The organism is Maribacter sp., from assembly GCF_039974175.1.
GTDB lineage: Bacteria > Bacteroidota > Bacteroidia > Flavobacteriales > Flavobacteriaceae > Maribacter_C.
In genome coordinates, this window is sequence record NZ_JBDWJN010000010.1 from 1460403 (window position 1) to 1477487 (window position 17085).

Below are 17085 nucleotides of genomic sequence, written 5' to 3' on the forward strand. Positions count from 1 at the left end.
ATATATTCCTTTATATGCTTACTATGCTATGTCAACAGGTTTCCATTTTCATCCCAGGTGGCAATGGTACCTCTTGTACTCTGGTCTATGCACTTGGCTATCCATTCTGGGTCGTAGGCAACCCCATGCTGATCAAGTACATCTTGAGGAACACCGTCCCAGACATTGGGCTGATTACCTTTATAGCCCAAATCGGCTATGCCTACTTTTGAAGTATAGTATCCAGTTACCGTAAGACCACGCATCATGTAGAAAAATTGAATTTCCAAGGCTTGCTTGTCTAAAGGAACTTCGATATCGTGCCAGCAAATTTGATCGCAAATCTGCTTTTTCTGCTCCAAGGTAGCCGATTTGAATTCAGTGCCAAATTCTGTATTACTTTTATGATCTAACCACATTAACCCTCCCAACAAAGTCGGTGCCATAGTAGGTATATCCTTCCCCATGAATTCCACAAGTTCAGGAACCCCAGCCTCTATAGGCCCACCGTGGGGTTCTTTTGGCGGAAGAATGACCACACTAAGTGCAGCAATGGTCTCCATTTCGTGAGCATTAAACAATTCTTCAGCATTCAATTTTTCAATACGCTCCAGTTCTTTTGGCGTACGACCGAAATACTTCGCACTAGATTCGGCAACCGCTTCATCAATAGTTTCTGTCTTGCAGGAGTTGAATACTACGCCTGAGCTAACCGCAGCTCCTCCGAGAATCATCGTCTGTAAACTTTTCCTTCTATCCATAACTTATATGTTCTGCGCTTTAAGTTGTTCAATAATATAATCTGAAGCTCTCCAAGAAAGCGCCATAATCGTCCAAGTACAATTCTTGTCCGCTTGTGAGACAAACGGACCTGCATCAACAATAAAAACATTATCTGCGTCATGCAGCTGCTGATACTTGTTCGTTACCGAGGTTTTCGGGTCATCACCCATTCTAGTCGTACCCACTTCATGAATAATTTGACCTGGAGTGTGGAGCCCATAATCTTGATCCTTTCCAGGTTTTTCGTTTAAGGGAATACCGCCCATATTATGAATCAATTCTTCAAAGGTATCTTGCATATGTTTGGCCTGATTTATTTCAAAATCTGACCATTTGTAATTAAACTTTAACACAGGAATACCAAACTGATCAACCGTAGTTGGGTCAATTTCGCAATAGTTATCTTTACGTGCAACAGCCTCTCCCCGACCACCAAAACCGATGACGGAACCATAGTATTTCTTTACATCGTCGCGCAGACTTTCTCCGTAACCCCCAACTTTCAGCCCAAAGTACTTGTTCATTCCATTCGGATCCCAGCCAAAACCGTAATTGGGTTGGCCCATTCCACCCCATACTTCAATATGATATCCTCGAGGAAAATCGAGCTTGGAATTATCGCCCCACCAAGGAGAATATACATGCATACCTCCTACACCATCTTCATTATAAGATACCTTACGATTCATTAAACCTGGAATAACTCCAGCCGCACTAGCACCCGTAGAATCGTGTAAATACTTACCAACAACATCACTACTATTGCCTAAGCCATTAGGATGTTGCTTGCTTTTTGAGTTCAATAGAATACGTGCAGAACTACATGCAGATGCCGCTAATACCACCACCTTTGCTCGAAGCTTGTACTCTTTTCTGTCTTCCTTATTTATATAAGAAACTCCTGTTGCTCTTCCTTCTTCATTGGTGGTCACTTCACGTACCATAGCATTCACGAAGATTTTTACTCTCCCTCCGCTTTTCTGAGCCGGAAAGATCAAGCAGCTCCCAGCAGAGAAGTCAGCATATACCGAGCACGAACGCCCGCACTGACCACAATAAAAGCAAACCCCACGATCATTATTTATTTTTTTAGTCAACATCGACAACCTTCCCGGAATTACCGGAATATTCGATTTCTTAGCACCATCAATATAGAAAAGCTCATGCAATCTCGGTTTTGGGGGTGGAAGGAAAAACCCATCAGGGTCATTTTCACGGCCTTCATTGGTTCCAAAAACACCAATCAATTTATCCAACTTATCGTAATAAGGTTTTACATCATCGTAAGTAATAGGCCAATTGTCACCAAGCCCGTCAACATCTTTATGTTTAAAATCTTTCGGGCCAAATCGCAATGAGATACGACCCCAGTGGTTGGTACGCCCGCCCAACATTCTGGCGCGCCACCACATAAAATTGGTTCCTTCTTCTTGGGTATAGGGCTCACCATCAACTTCCCAGTCGCCCCAAGACATATCCCATTCTCCAAAAGCTCGATCTGTACCAGCTCCTCTTCTGGGTGATTCATAAGGCCATTTTAATTGCGTTTGGGTTACCGGATCGGCCGGATCGAAAAATGGACCGGCCTCTACAATAGCAACATTTAAGCCTGCATCTGCCAACTGTTTTGTAGCCATACCACCACCAGCACCTGAACCCACAATAATGACATCATAAACTTCTGACGATTCCTTTATCTGCATAGTCTGTTTTTTTATTCGTCCTAATTTAAGATTTTTTTAAAATTTAGTTGCATTTATTTATACGAACAACAAGGGAATTCACATGAATCGACACTAAATGTTATGAAGTCCACAAAAATCAACCGATCTGTATGAAATCATTTATTATCTTAAGGCGGAAATTCACCGTGATATCGTGTATCTAAAACAGCCTAAAAAATGAAAACCGAAACCTTTTATTTCAATCGAAGAAAATTTATAAAAAGTACCTCAGCTGCCCTTGCTTTAAGTTCAATGGGAGCGTACGGATTCGAATCGATCTATCGTGATAAACCCTGGCGCGTAGGTCTTATAGGTTGTGGTTGGTATGGCACCAGTGACCTTTTTAAATTGATACAGGTGGCAGATGTTGATGTGATATCGGTCTGTGATGTAGATAGCAAGTTTATGGACAGCACTGCAACTCAGGTGGCCGAACGGCAAAAATCAGGCAAAAAACCAAAAATGTATGGAGATTATAAGAAACTCCTAGCGGAAAGCAAATTGGATATTGTGCTCATCGGGTCACCTGACCATTGGCACGCCTTACAATGTATAGATGCCTTAAAAGCAGGTGCTCATGTATATGTGCAAAAACCCATAAGTGTAGATGTGATAGAAGGGGAAGCCATGGTGGCTGCAGCCCGCAAATACAATAAAGTAGTGCAGGTTGGTACGCAACGTAAAAGTACGCCCCACCTCATCGATGCTAAAAAGACCATTGTTGATGCTGGGCTATTGGGAAAAATCAAGCATGTTGAGATGTGCTGCTATTTTCATATGCGCGCCAACGGTAATCCGCCCTTGCAAGAAGTACCTGATTTTTTGGACTATGATATGTGGACTGGGCCCGCGCCACTACGACCATATGATGGTCTCCCCCACCGAAGATGGTGGCGTACCTTTATGGAATATGGCAATGGTATAACCGGAGATATGTGTGTTCATATGTATGATACGGTGCGTTGGTTGTTGCAATTGGGCTGGCCGAAAAAAATAACAGCCACTGGGGGAATTTACGTTCAGACCGAGGGCAAATCGAACATTGCCGATACACAAACCGCAATTTTCGAACATGATGATCTGAATTGTGTATGGCAACATCGCACATGGGGAACCCCAGCTGACCCCGAATATCCTTGGTCTTTCAAGCTATTTGGTGAGAAGGGAACCCTCTCTGGAAGCACCATGCAGGCTGATTTTGTACCTTATGATAAAAATGTTGAGCCAATTCATTTCGACGTGCTCTACGAAAAAGAAAAATATCCTGAAGATCTGGTTGAAAAAGACAATGAATTGAATGCCGCTCCGGCAACACGACGTCATATGCTAGATTTCCTAAATGCCATAAACAATAATTCTAGACCCATTGCAGATATTGAAGAAGGGCATATTTCAACTGCTAGTTGCATTTTAGCCAATTTATCTATGGATCTAGGCCGTTCTTTAAGATATGATCCAACTACACGTACGGTGCTCGATGACCCCGAAGCCACAAAACTGTTAACAAGATCCTATCGGGAGGGTTATACGCATCCGTTGCCGATTCATTTTGAATAAATTACGGGTACATTGGCTTAGCCCCATACTGCGTTAATAATGAAGTAGAAAATAGAGGGACAAAGCAAACAGCCTAAGCCAGTGGAAAAAGTGGCCGTCAAAGCACCATAAGGAACCAATTTCGGGTCGGTAGCAGCTAGTCCGGCCGCCACGCCACTTGTGGTTCCCATTAAGCCACCAAAGACAACAGCAGAATGCGGGTTATCTAGACCAATTTTTTTTGCGATTATAGGCGTACCTATGGTGGTAACAATTACTTTGACCACTCCAGTAGCAATACTTATGGCAATTACATCAGAACTGGCCCCTAGGGCCGACCCGGTCACGGGTCCGACAATATAGGTGCAAGCTCCCGCTCCTATAGTAGTCAAGCTAACCGCGTCAGTATATCCTAAAATCGATGCTAAAAAAACGCCTAAAAAAAAAGAAAAAATAACACCCACAAATAATCCTATTGTGCCGGCAAGACCAGCTTGCTTGATTTTGTTCAGGTCTGCACCCATCGCTGTGGAGACTACAGTAAAATCGCGCAACATTGAACCCCCAAGTAAAGCCATACCACTAAAAAGAGAGATATCGGCAATTCCTTTTTTATCACCAAAAAAAGCCAGCATCAAGCCCACAATAATGGCAATTGCTACTCCCGGAATCTTTTTGCGCAGTACGTTTTTAGAAACCCAATAAGATGTCCACATTATGACTCCAACCACCAGAAAGGCAAAAATCAATCCGTTTTTATCAATCAACTTCTCAAGGATCTCCATAGCTAGTCGTTTTGTTTTTTTCTTCCAATCTTGGAAATCAAGGGCACTAGAAAAAAGCCGGTCACAGTAACCAACACTCCAACAATAATAGCTATGGGGCCTTCAGATATAGCTGCTTTTACGTTTTGTGTGGCTGACATCGCCACTACTACAGGAATATACATCGAACTCCAAAACAGAATTCCCTTTTCGGTAAGTGGTGCAAGCAAACCTTTTCTTTTGAGGTACAAATTGCCTAAAATAAGCAGCAACATTCCGAAACCAACTCCGCCTACATCGCCATTAATGCCTATTAAAGCCCCAAGCAGATTGCCTATAAACTTGCCTAATAAAAAACAAAAAGCCAGAAGGGCCACACCGTAAATCTTCATATCTGGTTCGGATCAGTTGGTAAATAGTTTTTGAAGCTCTTTTTTGGTCACTTTACCCATTACATTTCTAGGTAAATCCTTTTGAAAAATATACTTTCTGGGCATTTTATAACCGGGTAACTTGTCTTTCAACCAGTCTTTAAGGGCATCCAAATCAATTTCGTTGGAAGATAGGATTAGACTTGCACCAATAATCTCGCCCCATTCCGCATCGGGAATGCCCACTACCCCACATTCTTTTATTTGTGGATGCTTGCGAAGTATTTCCTCAATTTCCAGGGCCGAAATTTTATAGCCACCAGACTTGATAATGTCTACTGAATTTCTGCCCAAAATGCGATAGCAGCCATTTTCAAAGACGGCTATATCACCAGTCTTAAACCACCCATCTTCGGTAAAAGTTTGGGCAGTAGCTTCAGGCTTTCCCCAATATTCTTTAAAGACATTAGGGCCTTTTACTTGAATTTCTCCTTGACTACCTACTGCAACTTCAGTATTCTGCTCATCAGCTATTCGAACAGTGACCTTATGAAGCGGCAAACCAATATAACCTGGCATCCGCTGTTCACGATACGAGTTGCTAATTGCCATTCCCATTTCAGTCATACCATATCGTTCTAACAGGGTATGCCCACTTATAACTTTCCATTCCTCAAGTACAGAAACGGGAAGCGCAGCCGAACCAGAAACCATTAATCGAAAGTCTTTTAAGGCCTCCGATATTTCATTTTGCCCCTCCTTGTCAAGCTCCTTATAGTGCGCTATTAATTTGTAATAAATAGTAGGCACCGCCATAAAAATATTGACCTCTTTTCTACCGAATATTTCGAATATTTTATCTGCATCAAATTTGGGTAAAAACTCACAACAAGCCCCGGTCCAAAGGGCGCAAGACATGACATTGATAATACCGTGAACATGATGTAAAGGCAAGACATTTAGAATATGGTCGTCTTTATGCCATTCCCACGAAGTGGTTAAGGCCGTAATTTGAGTTTCAATATTATCATGGGTGGTAACAACTCCTTTAGGGTTTCCCGTAGTGCCACTGGTGTACAAAATCATCGCTCGCCGATGCATCGCAATGTCGGGAAGATTAGCCTGCGTTTCAGGAAAGGACTCGGATGTTAAGAATCGAATTTCAGCGGTATTTCTCAATGGTGAAAGCAGTTCTTCGAAATCCGGAGAACAAATAACTACCGCAGCAGAAGTGTCGTCAATAACATATTTTATTGATGAAAATGGATGTTTTACACATAGGGGAACAGCAATTCCTCCAGCACGCCAGATACCCCATTGAATGGCGGTGTACTTGAAACCGGGCTGGACTAAAAAGGCAATACGTTTTTCCTCCAAATCGTCTTTACCTTGTAATAATTCAATGGCGATATTCTTGGAAGCTTCTAGTAGTTGCTGATAGGTGTATGATTTTCCCCCGCTTTTTATAGCAATTCTTTGCAGGTGGTTTTCAGCGTTTTGTACTAAGTTTATCATGGAGTTCGGTAACTATTCAAATATAGCGTTCTATTTGGATACTTTCTATAGGGTGCAATCTACTTGTGAAATTAATCTGTGTGGTGTTTAATGAGTGCATCACACGATTTTCGAAAAGCGCTTAACTTGTGCAAATACGCAGGGTCTGATGCCAGGTTTTGTGTTTCCTTCGGATCCTCTTTAAGATGGTATAATTCCTCAAACGATTTGTCATTTACATAGCGGAAGTATTTCCAATCTTTGGTGCGTATTCCTTCACTTGGCGGTATATGTTCAAAATCCCAAAGATGTTCGATTAAAACCGTATCACGTGCTAAAGAACGATCACCGCGCTCTACTATGGGCATTAAACTTTTACCATGCCAGCTATTGGGTGGTCTCACCCCTGCCAAGTCAAGAATCGTATTAGGAATGTCTATATTTAGGGCCATTTCATTACTGTCATAATGCTTCTTTACCCGAGGATCATATACTATTAGAGGCACTCTTACAGACTTATCATAGAGCAGCCATTTACCTGCCAACTGACGTTCTCCCAAGAAATAGCCATTATCACCCATTAGTATGATTACCGTATTTTTATGTAATCCTTTCTTCTGAAGTGCTTCCCGAATTTTTCCAATTTCACGATCAATACCCGAAATCATTCGATAATATCCCTTCACGCTATGTTGGTATTTTTCGGGGGTATCATAACGCCAGTACCAGCGTGCACGATTGAAACCATCACGCACGAACTGCGGTTGTTCCATAAAAACGTCTTCCCCTGCCAGTTCAGGACCCGGCATATCGACTCCTTGTAGTAAGGAATCAGATTCCTCTTGCCAAAAATATTGATCCTCAGCATTATCATGGGCATGCGGTGCGCTAAAACTAAGCGAAAGACTAAAAGGCTTTCCCTTTTCTGCAGCATTAATATAATCAAGCGCTTTTTGCCCAGTATATCTAGTTAGATGCACTGAATCTTTGCCCAGGGTTTTATAGTAATACCCCCGTCTATCGGGAAATTTACCATTGCGATCATAGGATTCGTAAATATCAAATTGCTTTTCAAGACTATCGTATTTGACTCCGTATTTGCCGTAAAATGCAGTTCGGTATCCGTTCTCCTTTAGCATAGTAGGATACGAATTTTCCATATAAGCGGCATTAATTTTTCCTGACGTAAAAGTATAGCCGTGGGTGCGTTCGTATAGTCCGGTTAAAATACTCGCACGACTTGCGGCACAGATGGGCGTAGTTACCATGGCGTGGTGAAAATAAGTGCCAGATTTCGCCAATTCGTCCATTTCGGGGGTATGAATTAAGGTGTTACCGGCATAACCGATAGCGTCAAAACGTTGATCATCTGTTAGGATAAAGATGATGTTGGGCTTTTCAACAGAGGTGATGGGGAAATTTAATTCTCTTTTTTGCTTACAAGCATTACAGAACAGCAAGCTGAATACCAGACTGAAAAGAAATAATTTATACATTACATCAAATTTCAAGGTGCAAGAGACACCCGTTAAATGTAACATTAAAACACATGTCAAAAAAAAAATACTTCCAATTCCTCATACTTTTAATGCTGGTAATTCCCAAAGGTTTAGCGCAAGAGGAGTTGGTATATAAAAAAATAGATACTACCGAACTGGTAATGGAAGTTTACAGCCCAAAAAGTATGGATGCTACCAAAAAATACCCAGCCATGGTTTTCTTTTTTGGCGGGGGTTGGAAAGGTGGTAATATAAAGCAATTTGAGCATCATGCGAAGTATTTTTCAAAAAGAGGGGTCGTCTGTTTTTTGGTAGATTACAGGGTCGAGGCCAGGCAAAAAACGACACCTTTCGAGTCGTTAAAAGATGCTAAGTCGGCCATTCGTTTTGTGCGAGCAAATGCCTTGAAGTTTCAAGTTGACACAGAGAGAATTGTGGCATCTGGAGGTTCTGCCGGTGGGCATCTCGCCGCGGCAACGGCTTCGATAGAAGCGTATAACGAACTGACTGATGACTTAACGATCAGCTGCGTGCCGAATGCCTTGGTACTGTACAACCCGGTTATTGACAATGGGCCTGGCGGATATGGATATGATCGAGTTGGAGATGCATACAAAGACTTTTCACCACTACACAACATCAAAAAAAATGTGCCGCCAACTATTATTTTCCTAGGAACGGCAGATCATTTGATTCCTGTAGAAACCGCTAAATACTATAAAACAGTTATGGAAAAAGTGGGCAGTAGATGTGAATTGAATTTATACGAAGATGAGCCACATGGGTTTTTCAATTACACTAATTTTGAGAATTATAAAAAGACCCTAAGCTCCACTGATGTGTTTCTACAATCTTTGGACTATTTGAGCAAAACACCAGAAGTGGGTATTGAATAGCTACAGTTTTTTCAATCGTATATTTCGGTAGGCAACTTTCATCGGAGGCCCGACATGCACCTGCAATCCTAATTTACCCGACATTTTTCTATTGATGCTATCTTCGTCGTGAACCTCACTCATCAAAATGTCATTCACAAAATGCTTCATTTGATTTCCTTGAACAATCAAATGCATCTCATTCCAATCTTCAAATTTTATTTTGGTTTTTAGGAAATCTGATTCACCTAATTGAAACACCACTTCTCTACTCTGCCAGCAATTGTTTTGCACATTTGATTTTAGCGAACCAGGTTCATCTGGATTATTTTGTGTTGAAACAAGTACTTTTTCTCCACGATAGGCCAAGGTAGTGCGCTTGCGTTCCTCATAATTCTGACCCGTGTATCTAATTTTTCCATCAATATCAGCTTGATAACCACGTAGCGCAAACGGAATGCTCTCTAGAACATCACTTCTATAGTTGATTCCACTATTGCCAGCCTCAGTTATTCTGAACTCCAACTTTAGTTCAAAATCAGAGGGCTCTCCACCTTCCCAAACAATAAATGTGTTATTTTTTAAAAGCGTCGATGGGGTTACTTCGCCAATCAAACTACCATTTTCAACCCTCCAGTAGTTCTGATCCCCATTCCAGCCTTGTAGCGATTTACCGTCAAAAATCTGAACAAAACCTTCCGTTTCAGTGCTGGTAATTGGAGCCTTTTCGCTAGCTGTTGGCGGTGGTTTTACTTCTTTACACGATTGCAAGCTGAAACTCAAAAAAACCCCAAAACAGATGCTTAAAAGTTTACGATCAAAATGACTTATTGTATGGCTGCTAACACTAGACATATTTTTCCATTTTTTTAAACACCTATAATTTACGAGACAAAATGCAAACTACATCCTGACAGATCGAAAATCTTGCAAAAAATGATAAAATATGACCTGTTTTGGGTAACTCCCTGCAGTATTTGTAACATGCGCTGAGGTAACTTTAAGACTGCATAAGTAAACCATAAATACAACAGATTGAGACAACTGTACTAGCTGTTAATGCATGCATTATTTAATTTTAAAATAAATCGAGCGCTTTATGAAAAATACATTTCTATTATTATTCTTCACCATTTCAATTTCCACTCAAGCACAGGTAAAAGTCTATGAGGGAACAGAAGTCATACCAACTTATAAAATAGGGCAAGATGAAACGAGCCCCTTATTCTATACAGGACGCAGCGTTCAAGGTGCACAAGGTAAGGTGTACCCGTACCCCTCCCAAACCAAATTAGGCGATTCGTTAGTTGACCTTAATTATGAAATGGTGTATTTGGAAAATGAATACATTAAGGTAAAAGTGCTTCCGGCCTTCGGTGGTCGCTTATTCTCGGCCATTGATAAAACTAATGGACATGAGCTTTTTCATACGAATAGTGTTATCAAACCTGATTTAATAGGAACCTTAGGTGCTTGGGTTTCTGGTGGAATCGAATGGTGTTTTCCACACCATCATCGAACATCCACCATGATGAAGAGCGATTATCGCATGATTGAGAATACTGATGGCAGTGCTACGGTTTGGATAGGAGAGACTGAAAAAACAAGAGATTTGCGTGGTGTTATCGGAATGACACTAAGGCCGGGCCGATCGTACATCGAAGTAGATTACCGAATTAACAATACTAATACACTGACCACTACCTTCCTCTTTTGGGCCAATGTTGCCATAACAGCGAACGATGACTTTCGTACATTTTGGCCTCCTAGTCAGGAGATTGGGGTATTTCATAACAATAGAAATTTTGTACAATGGCCTATCTCCAAGGAGACTCCAAGCTACGGTCGAACGAGTTACAAAGCTGGAACAGATCTTAGCTGGTGGAAAAACCACCCCAACCCGGTGTCTTTCTTTATGTGGGATATCAAGGAGGGGTTTATTGGTGGATACGACTATGGCCAAAAAGCAGGTACCGTACATGTAGGAGACCTGTATGAAAATAATGCCTCCAAACTTTGGCAATTCGGGCCGGGCTTACAAGGCCAAAACGCCAGAAGGAAGCTGACCGATGACGGCAAGGCCTATGTAGAATTGATGACAGGAACTTTCTCAAACAACCAACCAGATTACAGTTGGATCCTACCTCATTCTGTAAAAGATGCAAAAAACTATTGGTATCCCATTCGAGATTTAGAGATTGTCAAGAATTCGACTACAGATGCCTCTGTTACCTTACAGATGCGTAATGCCAAAACGGTATTCTACGGATTCAATACTACTGCTACTTTTGAAAATGCCAAGGTTATTTTAAAGTCGGGAGATGCAGTTTTAGTCGAAAAAACTATCGATATCGATCCGGCCCATCCGTTTACGGCAACCTACAAGAGCCGAAAACCCTTAGATGAATATCAGTTGCATGTTGCTATTCAAGACCAAAAGGGAAGAGAATTAGTTTCCTATCGACCATACAAATTGAAACACCCAAAATTACCGGAAGTACAAGAAAGAGTAAAGGACCCAGATGAAATAAAAACCGTAGAAGATCTCTATCTCACTGGGCGTTTTGTAGAGCAGTTTAGTCGCCCAGGAAAAGAGCCTGACGATTACTATTTGGCAGCGCTCAAACAATCACCCAATGACTACCGCACCAATATTGCCTTAGGCCAACGCCGTTTGGGGCAAATGAAATATAAAGAAGCCCTTACTTATCTGCAGAAAGCAGCCGACAAGTTAAAAATCAAATATTACCAACCTAAGGAAGGGGAGCTCTATTATTATATGGGCATGGCGCACAAAGCCTTAGGGCAACTAGAAGAGGCCAAAGCAAATCTCGCAAGGGCTACCTGGTATTATCAATGGTATTCCGCCGCAAACCATCAATTGGCCCAAATCGAAAGTATAAAAGGGAACTATGAGAAAGCCCTTGAGTATATCAAAGAAGCGTATTCAACAAACAATCGCGATGGCCGAATCGTAAGCTTTTACGCCAGCCTTTTACGTCAATCAGGCCTGAAAGAAAAGGCGGTTACCCTCCTCAATGATCTGCTGGAATATGATCCCATAAACTTTACGGCACTCTATGAGAAAGGTCTTTTAGAAGGAGATACTTCTCTGGCCAAATGGCACAAGAACATGCAAGATGTAGACAACAACTATCTAGAAATCGCTACTTATTATATGAATATAGGTTTCTATGAGGATGGATTGGCTCTACTATCGGCCTTGAAAAACCCAAAAAACCCCTTAATAGGGTACTACATTTCTTATTTTCAAAGCCAATCAGGAAACAAGATCGCTGCCAAAAACACGCTGCAAGCTCACAATAAGCCGTCTCTTGATTATGCTTTTCCGTATCGCCAAGAAACGGAAACGGTACTGAATAAATCAATCGAATTAAATCCGCAAGATGTTACCGCCTATTACCTATTAGGCAATCTCTTATTTGACCACCGACCAAACGATGCTATGGAAGCCTGGAGAAAAGCAGGAGCAATTGATAATAGCATCCCAATGGTTTCTAGAAATATGGCGTTTGGGGCCTTCTACACTGATAAAAATCCAAACCAAGCCATTGAATATATTACGCAAGCCATATCGCTTGACAATTCGAACCCGCTGTGGTATGCCGAACTGTCAAAGTATTACGATGAATCAGATGCTGATTTCAAGGAAAACCTAGACATTCTAAGAAAGAATCTAGACATTGTCAAAAACGATGTGACCGCTCCTAAAACCTATGTTGAGCTATTAAATCTCAACGGTGACTATGATGAAGCTATCCAATTCTTAGATGAACATCATTTCAGAACCTGGGAAGGTGGTAGAGAAACGTACTGGCATTACGTGGACGCTCATACCCTGAAAGCAAAAGAGCTTCTTAAGAAAGAAGATTATCAAAAGGCAATCAGCCATTTGGAAAGAGCTCTAGAATACCCAGAAAATCTAGAAGTCGGTAAGCCAACCCATGATGAGAAAAATGCCATGATTTACTATTATATGGGGACTGTTTATTCGAAAATGGGGAATAGCAAAAAAGCGAAAGAAGCGTTCCAAAAAAGTATAAAAGCCGAAAATGGTCGTAATATGTACGACCTTCTATTCTATCAAGCAAAGTCAAACGAGCAATTAGGACAGCTTGATAAAGCCCAAAAAATGTTCAATAATTTAATCGAACGTGCTCGTAAACAACGAGATAAGGGAACTAATAACACACTCGTAGCAGTGGAAGAAGCATCTGCCACCAATAATAAGGCAATTTCAAATTCGTACTACCTCGAAGCTTTGGGCACTATGGGATTAAAGCAACAAGACAAAGCTCAAGAATTGCTCCAAGAGGCGCTCAAAGTGTATAAAAACCATTTGTGGGCTAAAAATATGATGACTTTGTAAAAAAGCAATAATGACTGGATTGCGCATTTGTTTTTTGTTTTTCTTAGCACTGGGTAGTTCTGCTGTCTCCTCTCAGGATGGCAAAAAGCTTTCCCTTGGAGAGCAGCCTATTTTCAAAGTATCTAAAGCAAAGGAAGAGATTGTTGTTGACGGTATAATGCAAGAAGAAATCTGGGCTAATACAGAATCGAGAACCTTCGATAATTTTTATCGTATCAACCAAGCTAATGACCAACAAAAAACTACCTTTCGAATGCTTTGGGATGAAAAAAATCTGTATTTGTTTTACCAAATGGAAGATAAATATCTAACCGCTAGGGAAACCAAGCGCGATGGAGAGCCCTATCTAGATGATTGTGCTGAAATTTTTTTTATTACCGTGCCCGATAGCTTAGATACGCATATTGGTTATGAATTAAACCTGTACAAAGCATCAAACGATTTTGTTTATTTTAATGATTTTTACCAAGGCCAGCATGGTATTCTAAAGACTTTTAATCCTGATTTTGATGTGGAGGTTAGCTACGAAGGAACCGTAAATGACAATTCTGATGTTGATGTAGGATGGACCATGGAACTGGCCATTCCCATCTCTAATTTTGATGGTTTGGGCACATTTGTTCCGGTTCAATCCGGAAATAAATGGGCCTTTCTTGCAATTCGTCAAGACCGCAACGATGCTGAAGGTAATCGCAGGGCTACCTCAACCATTTTTCCTATTTATGACATCTCCAAAAATGTACATCAGGCCAATCGATTTGGTCTAATGGAATTCGTTGATTGATCTATACCAGATTAATTCAAGAACATAAGCATCTGGAAAATGGCACATTTAGTTGGCAACAAAAGGCCTTGTCTAATTTTTTACAATTCGAAAGAACGAATTAATTTTATTACAGTATGAAAAGAAAAGAAGATATTAGATCCTACCTTGTTTGGAGGTGTTGTATCCTTGTAACATTCCTCTTCTCATTCACAAGCCATGGTTTCGGCCAAGGTACGGACTCGATACTTGAAAGTGAAGAAAGCGAATCAAGAGCAAGGGTCACGGGCCTAAGATTTATAAGCATTCATGTGCTCGAACTAGAGAAAAGCCTGAAGCTATACAGGGAAATTCTCGGATTCAAAATGGAGGACGCTGAGGTGCTCCACGGTCCGGGTCTCGAAGGAATGCTGGTCATGAAATTGAGAGCAGACGACTTGACCATCGGGCTATCGGTCACCGCACCTGAATTTAAACACACCATAGGTCCGATTGGGAATACCAACCATAATCACTTCATGCTAAAGGTCAATGACATTGGCCCTATTGGTGACAAATTAAAAGAAGAGGGATATGAACTAGAAAATGAAAACTATATTCAAGATAAATACACATTTTTTGTGGGGCCAAACGGCGAGATTATTGGCCTTTCTTCTTGGGAGGACTAATGTGAACGGAAATCATCAACTTCGTTCACCTAGTCTAAAATGATGACGATAGTAATAGCGGGTCGATCGCTACTAGGTACCAATTCGTATAGTTCTAAAAAATGAGTAGCATGTCAACCGTATTGTACTAATGAATTTTGTTGAATTGCAAAATGATTGTCCTTAACTTCTAAAAATTAATTATGAAAAAGTGCATCTTTCTATTTGGTATTCTAAGCATAGTTTTTTCTTGCGGCGATTCTGAAAAAAGAGGTGTAGTAGATGATTTTCCGACTGGCTTTCCATATGGAAATATTCCGAGAGAGAAACCTAAAACCCCATTAAGTAAAGCCTTCAATCGAGTCTATGATAATTCTTATGGTGGACTGGAAGCCGCTACGAATGAATTGTTTTCTAATTTCAAATACACGCCACTTAAGGGTTTTGATTATCACAATCACGATGGTACGGTGTCTAGACGTGATGCTAGCAAGGTGCTCAAGATCAATGGAAAGTATTACGTTTGGTATACCCACAGAGAAACAAGTGTGCCACCCATAGATGGTAAAATGGGGAATGATACCATACCAAACAAAGATTGGGATCTTGCTGAAATATGGTATGCCACCAGTGATGACGGATTTACTTGGAAAGAACAAGGAGTTGCCGTACCGCGCACTGAAAAACCAAATCCGGGTTGGCGATCTGTTTCAACGCCCGATATCTTAGTTTATAAAGGCAACTATTATCTATACTACCAAGCATATACGGCAATGCCGGGAGGAGAAAATTCGAAGGGTACAGGCGGTGACGATTGCCCAGTGGCAGCATCGGTTTCTGACTCGCCAGATGGACCATGGATACCCTCAAATAAAGTAGTGCTTGATAATGGACCCGAAGGCACATGGGACCAATATGTCATTCATGATCCGTATCCACTTGTATACCGTGATAAAATCTATATTTATTACAAGGGTGAAATGGGAGGAAGCCCAAATGTGAGGGCTCAGGGACTTGCAATTTCGGAGGACCCTTTCGGGCCTTTTGAGAAACATCCTTTGAATCCGGTAATTAATTCTGGTCACGAAACCTCACTATTCCCTTTTAAGGAAGGATTGGCGGCCCTGGTTAGTAGGCATGGGCTTGAACACAATACCATTCAATATGCCCCAGACGGTGTAAACTTTGAAATAGCATCCATTACAGTCTTAATGCCAATAGCACCTGGTGCACATATTCCAGATGCGTTTGAAGACAATGGAAATGGCCGGGGAATTACATGGGGGCTCTGCCATTTTCGCAACATTGGACGGTCAGAAGGCAAAAGTCATAGTATGCTGGCGAGGTTTGATTGCGACCTTAGTCTTGATATTCATGATCCTTTGATGAAAGAAACCGATATTTTCAATGATTCCTCTATCAATTTCAAGTTCGGACTTACAGAGGCACAATTAAAACGCATCAAGGAAGCCACAAAATAGGTCTTTCGTAACCTTAGTATACAATCTTTTTTTCCTTTAAACATTCTACTTCCTTGCAGAAGGCGGAACAGAAGGTCTTACTTCAAGCTTACTGGGTAAAGTTCTAGGATTCATTCGAAATAAATCAGCTACCATTTGCCCAATATCCTCTGGTTGAATTTTCCAATCATCCTTCTCAGAAGGTGTTTGCCCGTTAATAAAAGTGGCTACCGAACCTGGCATAATAGTCGTTACTTTAATTTCGTAAGGTCTTAAATCGAGCATAATTGCCTGAGAAAAACCAACTAGACCAAATTTACTGGCATTATAAGCCGCTCCGGCTTGGAAAAAATTAGTTCCTGCCAAACTCGCCATGGTAATAATGTAGCCCTTGGATTTTTTAAGTGCTGGTATACAAGCTTTAACGGTATGAAATACCCCAGTCAAATTTATATCAACCACTGCATTCCAATCTTCAACCGTCATTTCATCAATGGCACTAAATTTTCCTATTCCCGCATTGGCAATACAGTAATCTAACCGACCCCATGTAGCAACTACTTTTTGAATCGCACTTTCTTCATTAGCTAAGTTTCTCACATCTGATTGGATGACGATAACTTCTCCTTTTCCTATTGCTTTTAGATGTTCTTCGGCGGTCTTTAAGTCACTTTGGGTTCTTGCCGAAATGGCAACGTTGATACCTTCTTTCAATAGAACCTGGGCTATTCCTAATCCAATACCCTTTGACCCTCCTGTGATGTATGCTGTTTTGTTCATTATTTAGCGTTGTTTAATGG

Annotated in this window: 14 protein-coding genes; 6 read left to right on the forward strand and 8 right to left on the reverse strand. The window is 41.1% G+C overall.

Features of this window, described 5'->3' with window-relative positions; all coding sequences use genetic code 11:
• Positions 1 to 26: 26 nt before the first annotated feature.
• Together ABJN95_RS15595 and ABJN95_RS15600 are read right to left on the reverse strand one after the other, a co-directional pair.
• Positions 27 to 740: a gluconate 2-dehydrogenase subunit 3 family protein gene (locus ABJN95_RS15595; protein WP_348371592.1), complete on the reverse strand. Its 714-nt coding sequence runs from the start codon at positions 738 to 740 to the stop codon at positions 27 to 29.
• Positions 741 to 743: 3 nt separating this feature from the next.
• On the reverse strand, positions 744 to 2465 hold the full coding sequence (locus tag ABJN95_RS15600) for a GMC family oxidoreductase (protein ID WP_348371594.1): 1722 nt from the start codon (positions 2463 to 2465) through the stop codon (positions 744 to 746).
• 198 nt (positions 2466 to 2663) lie between these two features.
• Here ABJN95_RS15600 and ABJN95_RS15605 point away from each other — a divergent pair, with 198 nt between their 5' ends.
• A complete protein-coding gene (locus ABJN95_RS15605) occupies positions 2664 to 4043 on the forward strand; it encodes a Gfo/Idh/MocA family oxidoreductase (protein ID WP_348371595.1) in 1380 nt (459 codons plus the stop codon).
• 17 nt (positions 4044 to 4060) lie between these two features.
• Here ABJN95_RS15605 and madM read toward each other — a convergent pair whose 3' ends face one another.
• From madM to ABJN95_RS15625, 4 genes are all read right to left on the reverse strand, one after another.
• Positions 4061 to 4807, reverse strand: coding sequence for a malonate transporter subunit MadM (gene madM, locus ABJN95_RS15610; RefSeq protein ID WP_348371597.1), 747 nt, complete (start codon positions 4805 to 4807; stop codon positions 4061 to 4063).
• 2 nt (positions 4808 to 4809) lie between these two features.
• Entirely contained in the window at positions 4810 to 5178 is a 369-nt protein-coding gene (gene madL, locus ABJN95_RS15615; protein WP_348371599.1) for a malonate transporter subunit MadL, read from the reverse strand.
• Positions 5179 to 5190: 12 nt separating this feature from the next.
• On the reverse strand, positions 5191 to 6672 hold the full coding sequence (locus ABJN95_RS15620; protein WP_348371601.1) for an acyl-CoA synthetase: 1482 nt from the start codon (positions 6670 to 6672) through the stop codon (positions 5191 to 5193).
• A gap of 71 nt (positions 6673 to 6743) precedes the next feature.
• Positions 6744 to 8147 (reverse strand): sulfatase, encoded by a 1404-nt coding sequence (locus tag ABJN95_RS15625; RefSeq protein ID WP_348371602.1) that lies wholly within the window; start codon positions 8145 to 8147, stop codon positions 6744 to 6746.
• 53 nt (positions 8148 to 8200) lie between these two features.
• Between ABJN95_RS15625 and ABJN95_RS15630 the strand changes: the two genes are divergently transcribed.
• Positions 8201 to 9046: an alpha/beta hydrolase gene (locus tag ABJN95_RS15630; RefSeq protein ID WP_348371604.1), complete on the forward strand. Its 846-nt coding sequence runs from the start codon at positions 8201 to 8203 to the stop codon at positions 9044 to 9046.
• Here ABJN95_RS15630 and ABJN95_RS15635 read toward each other — a convergent pair whose 3' ends face one another.
• Complete coding sequence (locus ABJN95_RS15635) at positions 9047 to 9880, reverse strand: DUF1080 domain-containing protein (protein WP_348371606.1); 834 nt, start codon at positions 9878 to 9880, stop codon at positions 9047 to 9049.
• Positions 9881 to 10124: 244 nt separating this feature from the next.
• Here ABJN95_RS15635 and ABJN95_RS15640 point away from each other — a divergent pair, with 244 nt between their 5' ends.
• The 4 genes from ABJN95_RS15640 (at position 10125) to ABJN95_RS15655 (ending at position 16306) form a co-directional block, all read left to right on the forward strand.
• Entirely contained in the window at positions 10125 to 13415 is a 3291-nt protein-coding gene (locus tag ABJN95_RS15640; RefSeq protein WP_348371607.1) for a DUF5107 domain-containing protein, read from the forward strand.
• A gap of 10 nt (positions 13416 to 13425) precedes the next feature.
• Positions 13426 to 14199, forward strand: a complete 774-nt coding sequence (locus tag ABJN95_RS15645) for a carbohydrate-binding family 9-like protein (protein ID WP_348371609.1) — start codon at positions 13426 to 13428, stop codon at positions 14197 to 14199.
• Between the two features lie 290 nt (positions 14200 to 14489).
• A complete protein-coding gene (locus ABJN95_RS15650) occupies positions 14490 to 14846 on the forward strand; it encodes a VOC family protein (RefSeq protein WP_348371610.1) in 357 nt (118 codons plus the stop codon).
• Between the two features lie 182 nt (positions 14847 to 15028).
• Complete coding sequence (locus ABJN95_RS15655) at positions 15029 to 16306, forward strand: glycoside hydrolase (protein WP_348371612.1); 1278 nt, start codon at positions 15029 to 15031, stop codon at positions 16304 to 16306.
• A 45-nt stretch (positions 16307 to 16351) separates the two neighbouring features.
• On the opposite strand, the gene ABJN95_RS15660 is transcribed toward ABJN95_RS15655, so the two are convergent.
• The gene (locus ABJN95_RS15660) at positions 16352 to 17065 is read right to left on the reverse strand and encodes an SDR family oxidoreductase (RefSeq protein ID WP_348371614.1); all 714 of its coding nucleotides are present in this window, start codon (positions 17063 to 17065) and stop codon (positions 16352 to 16354) included.
• Positions 17066 to 17085: the final 20 nt, after the last annotated feature.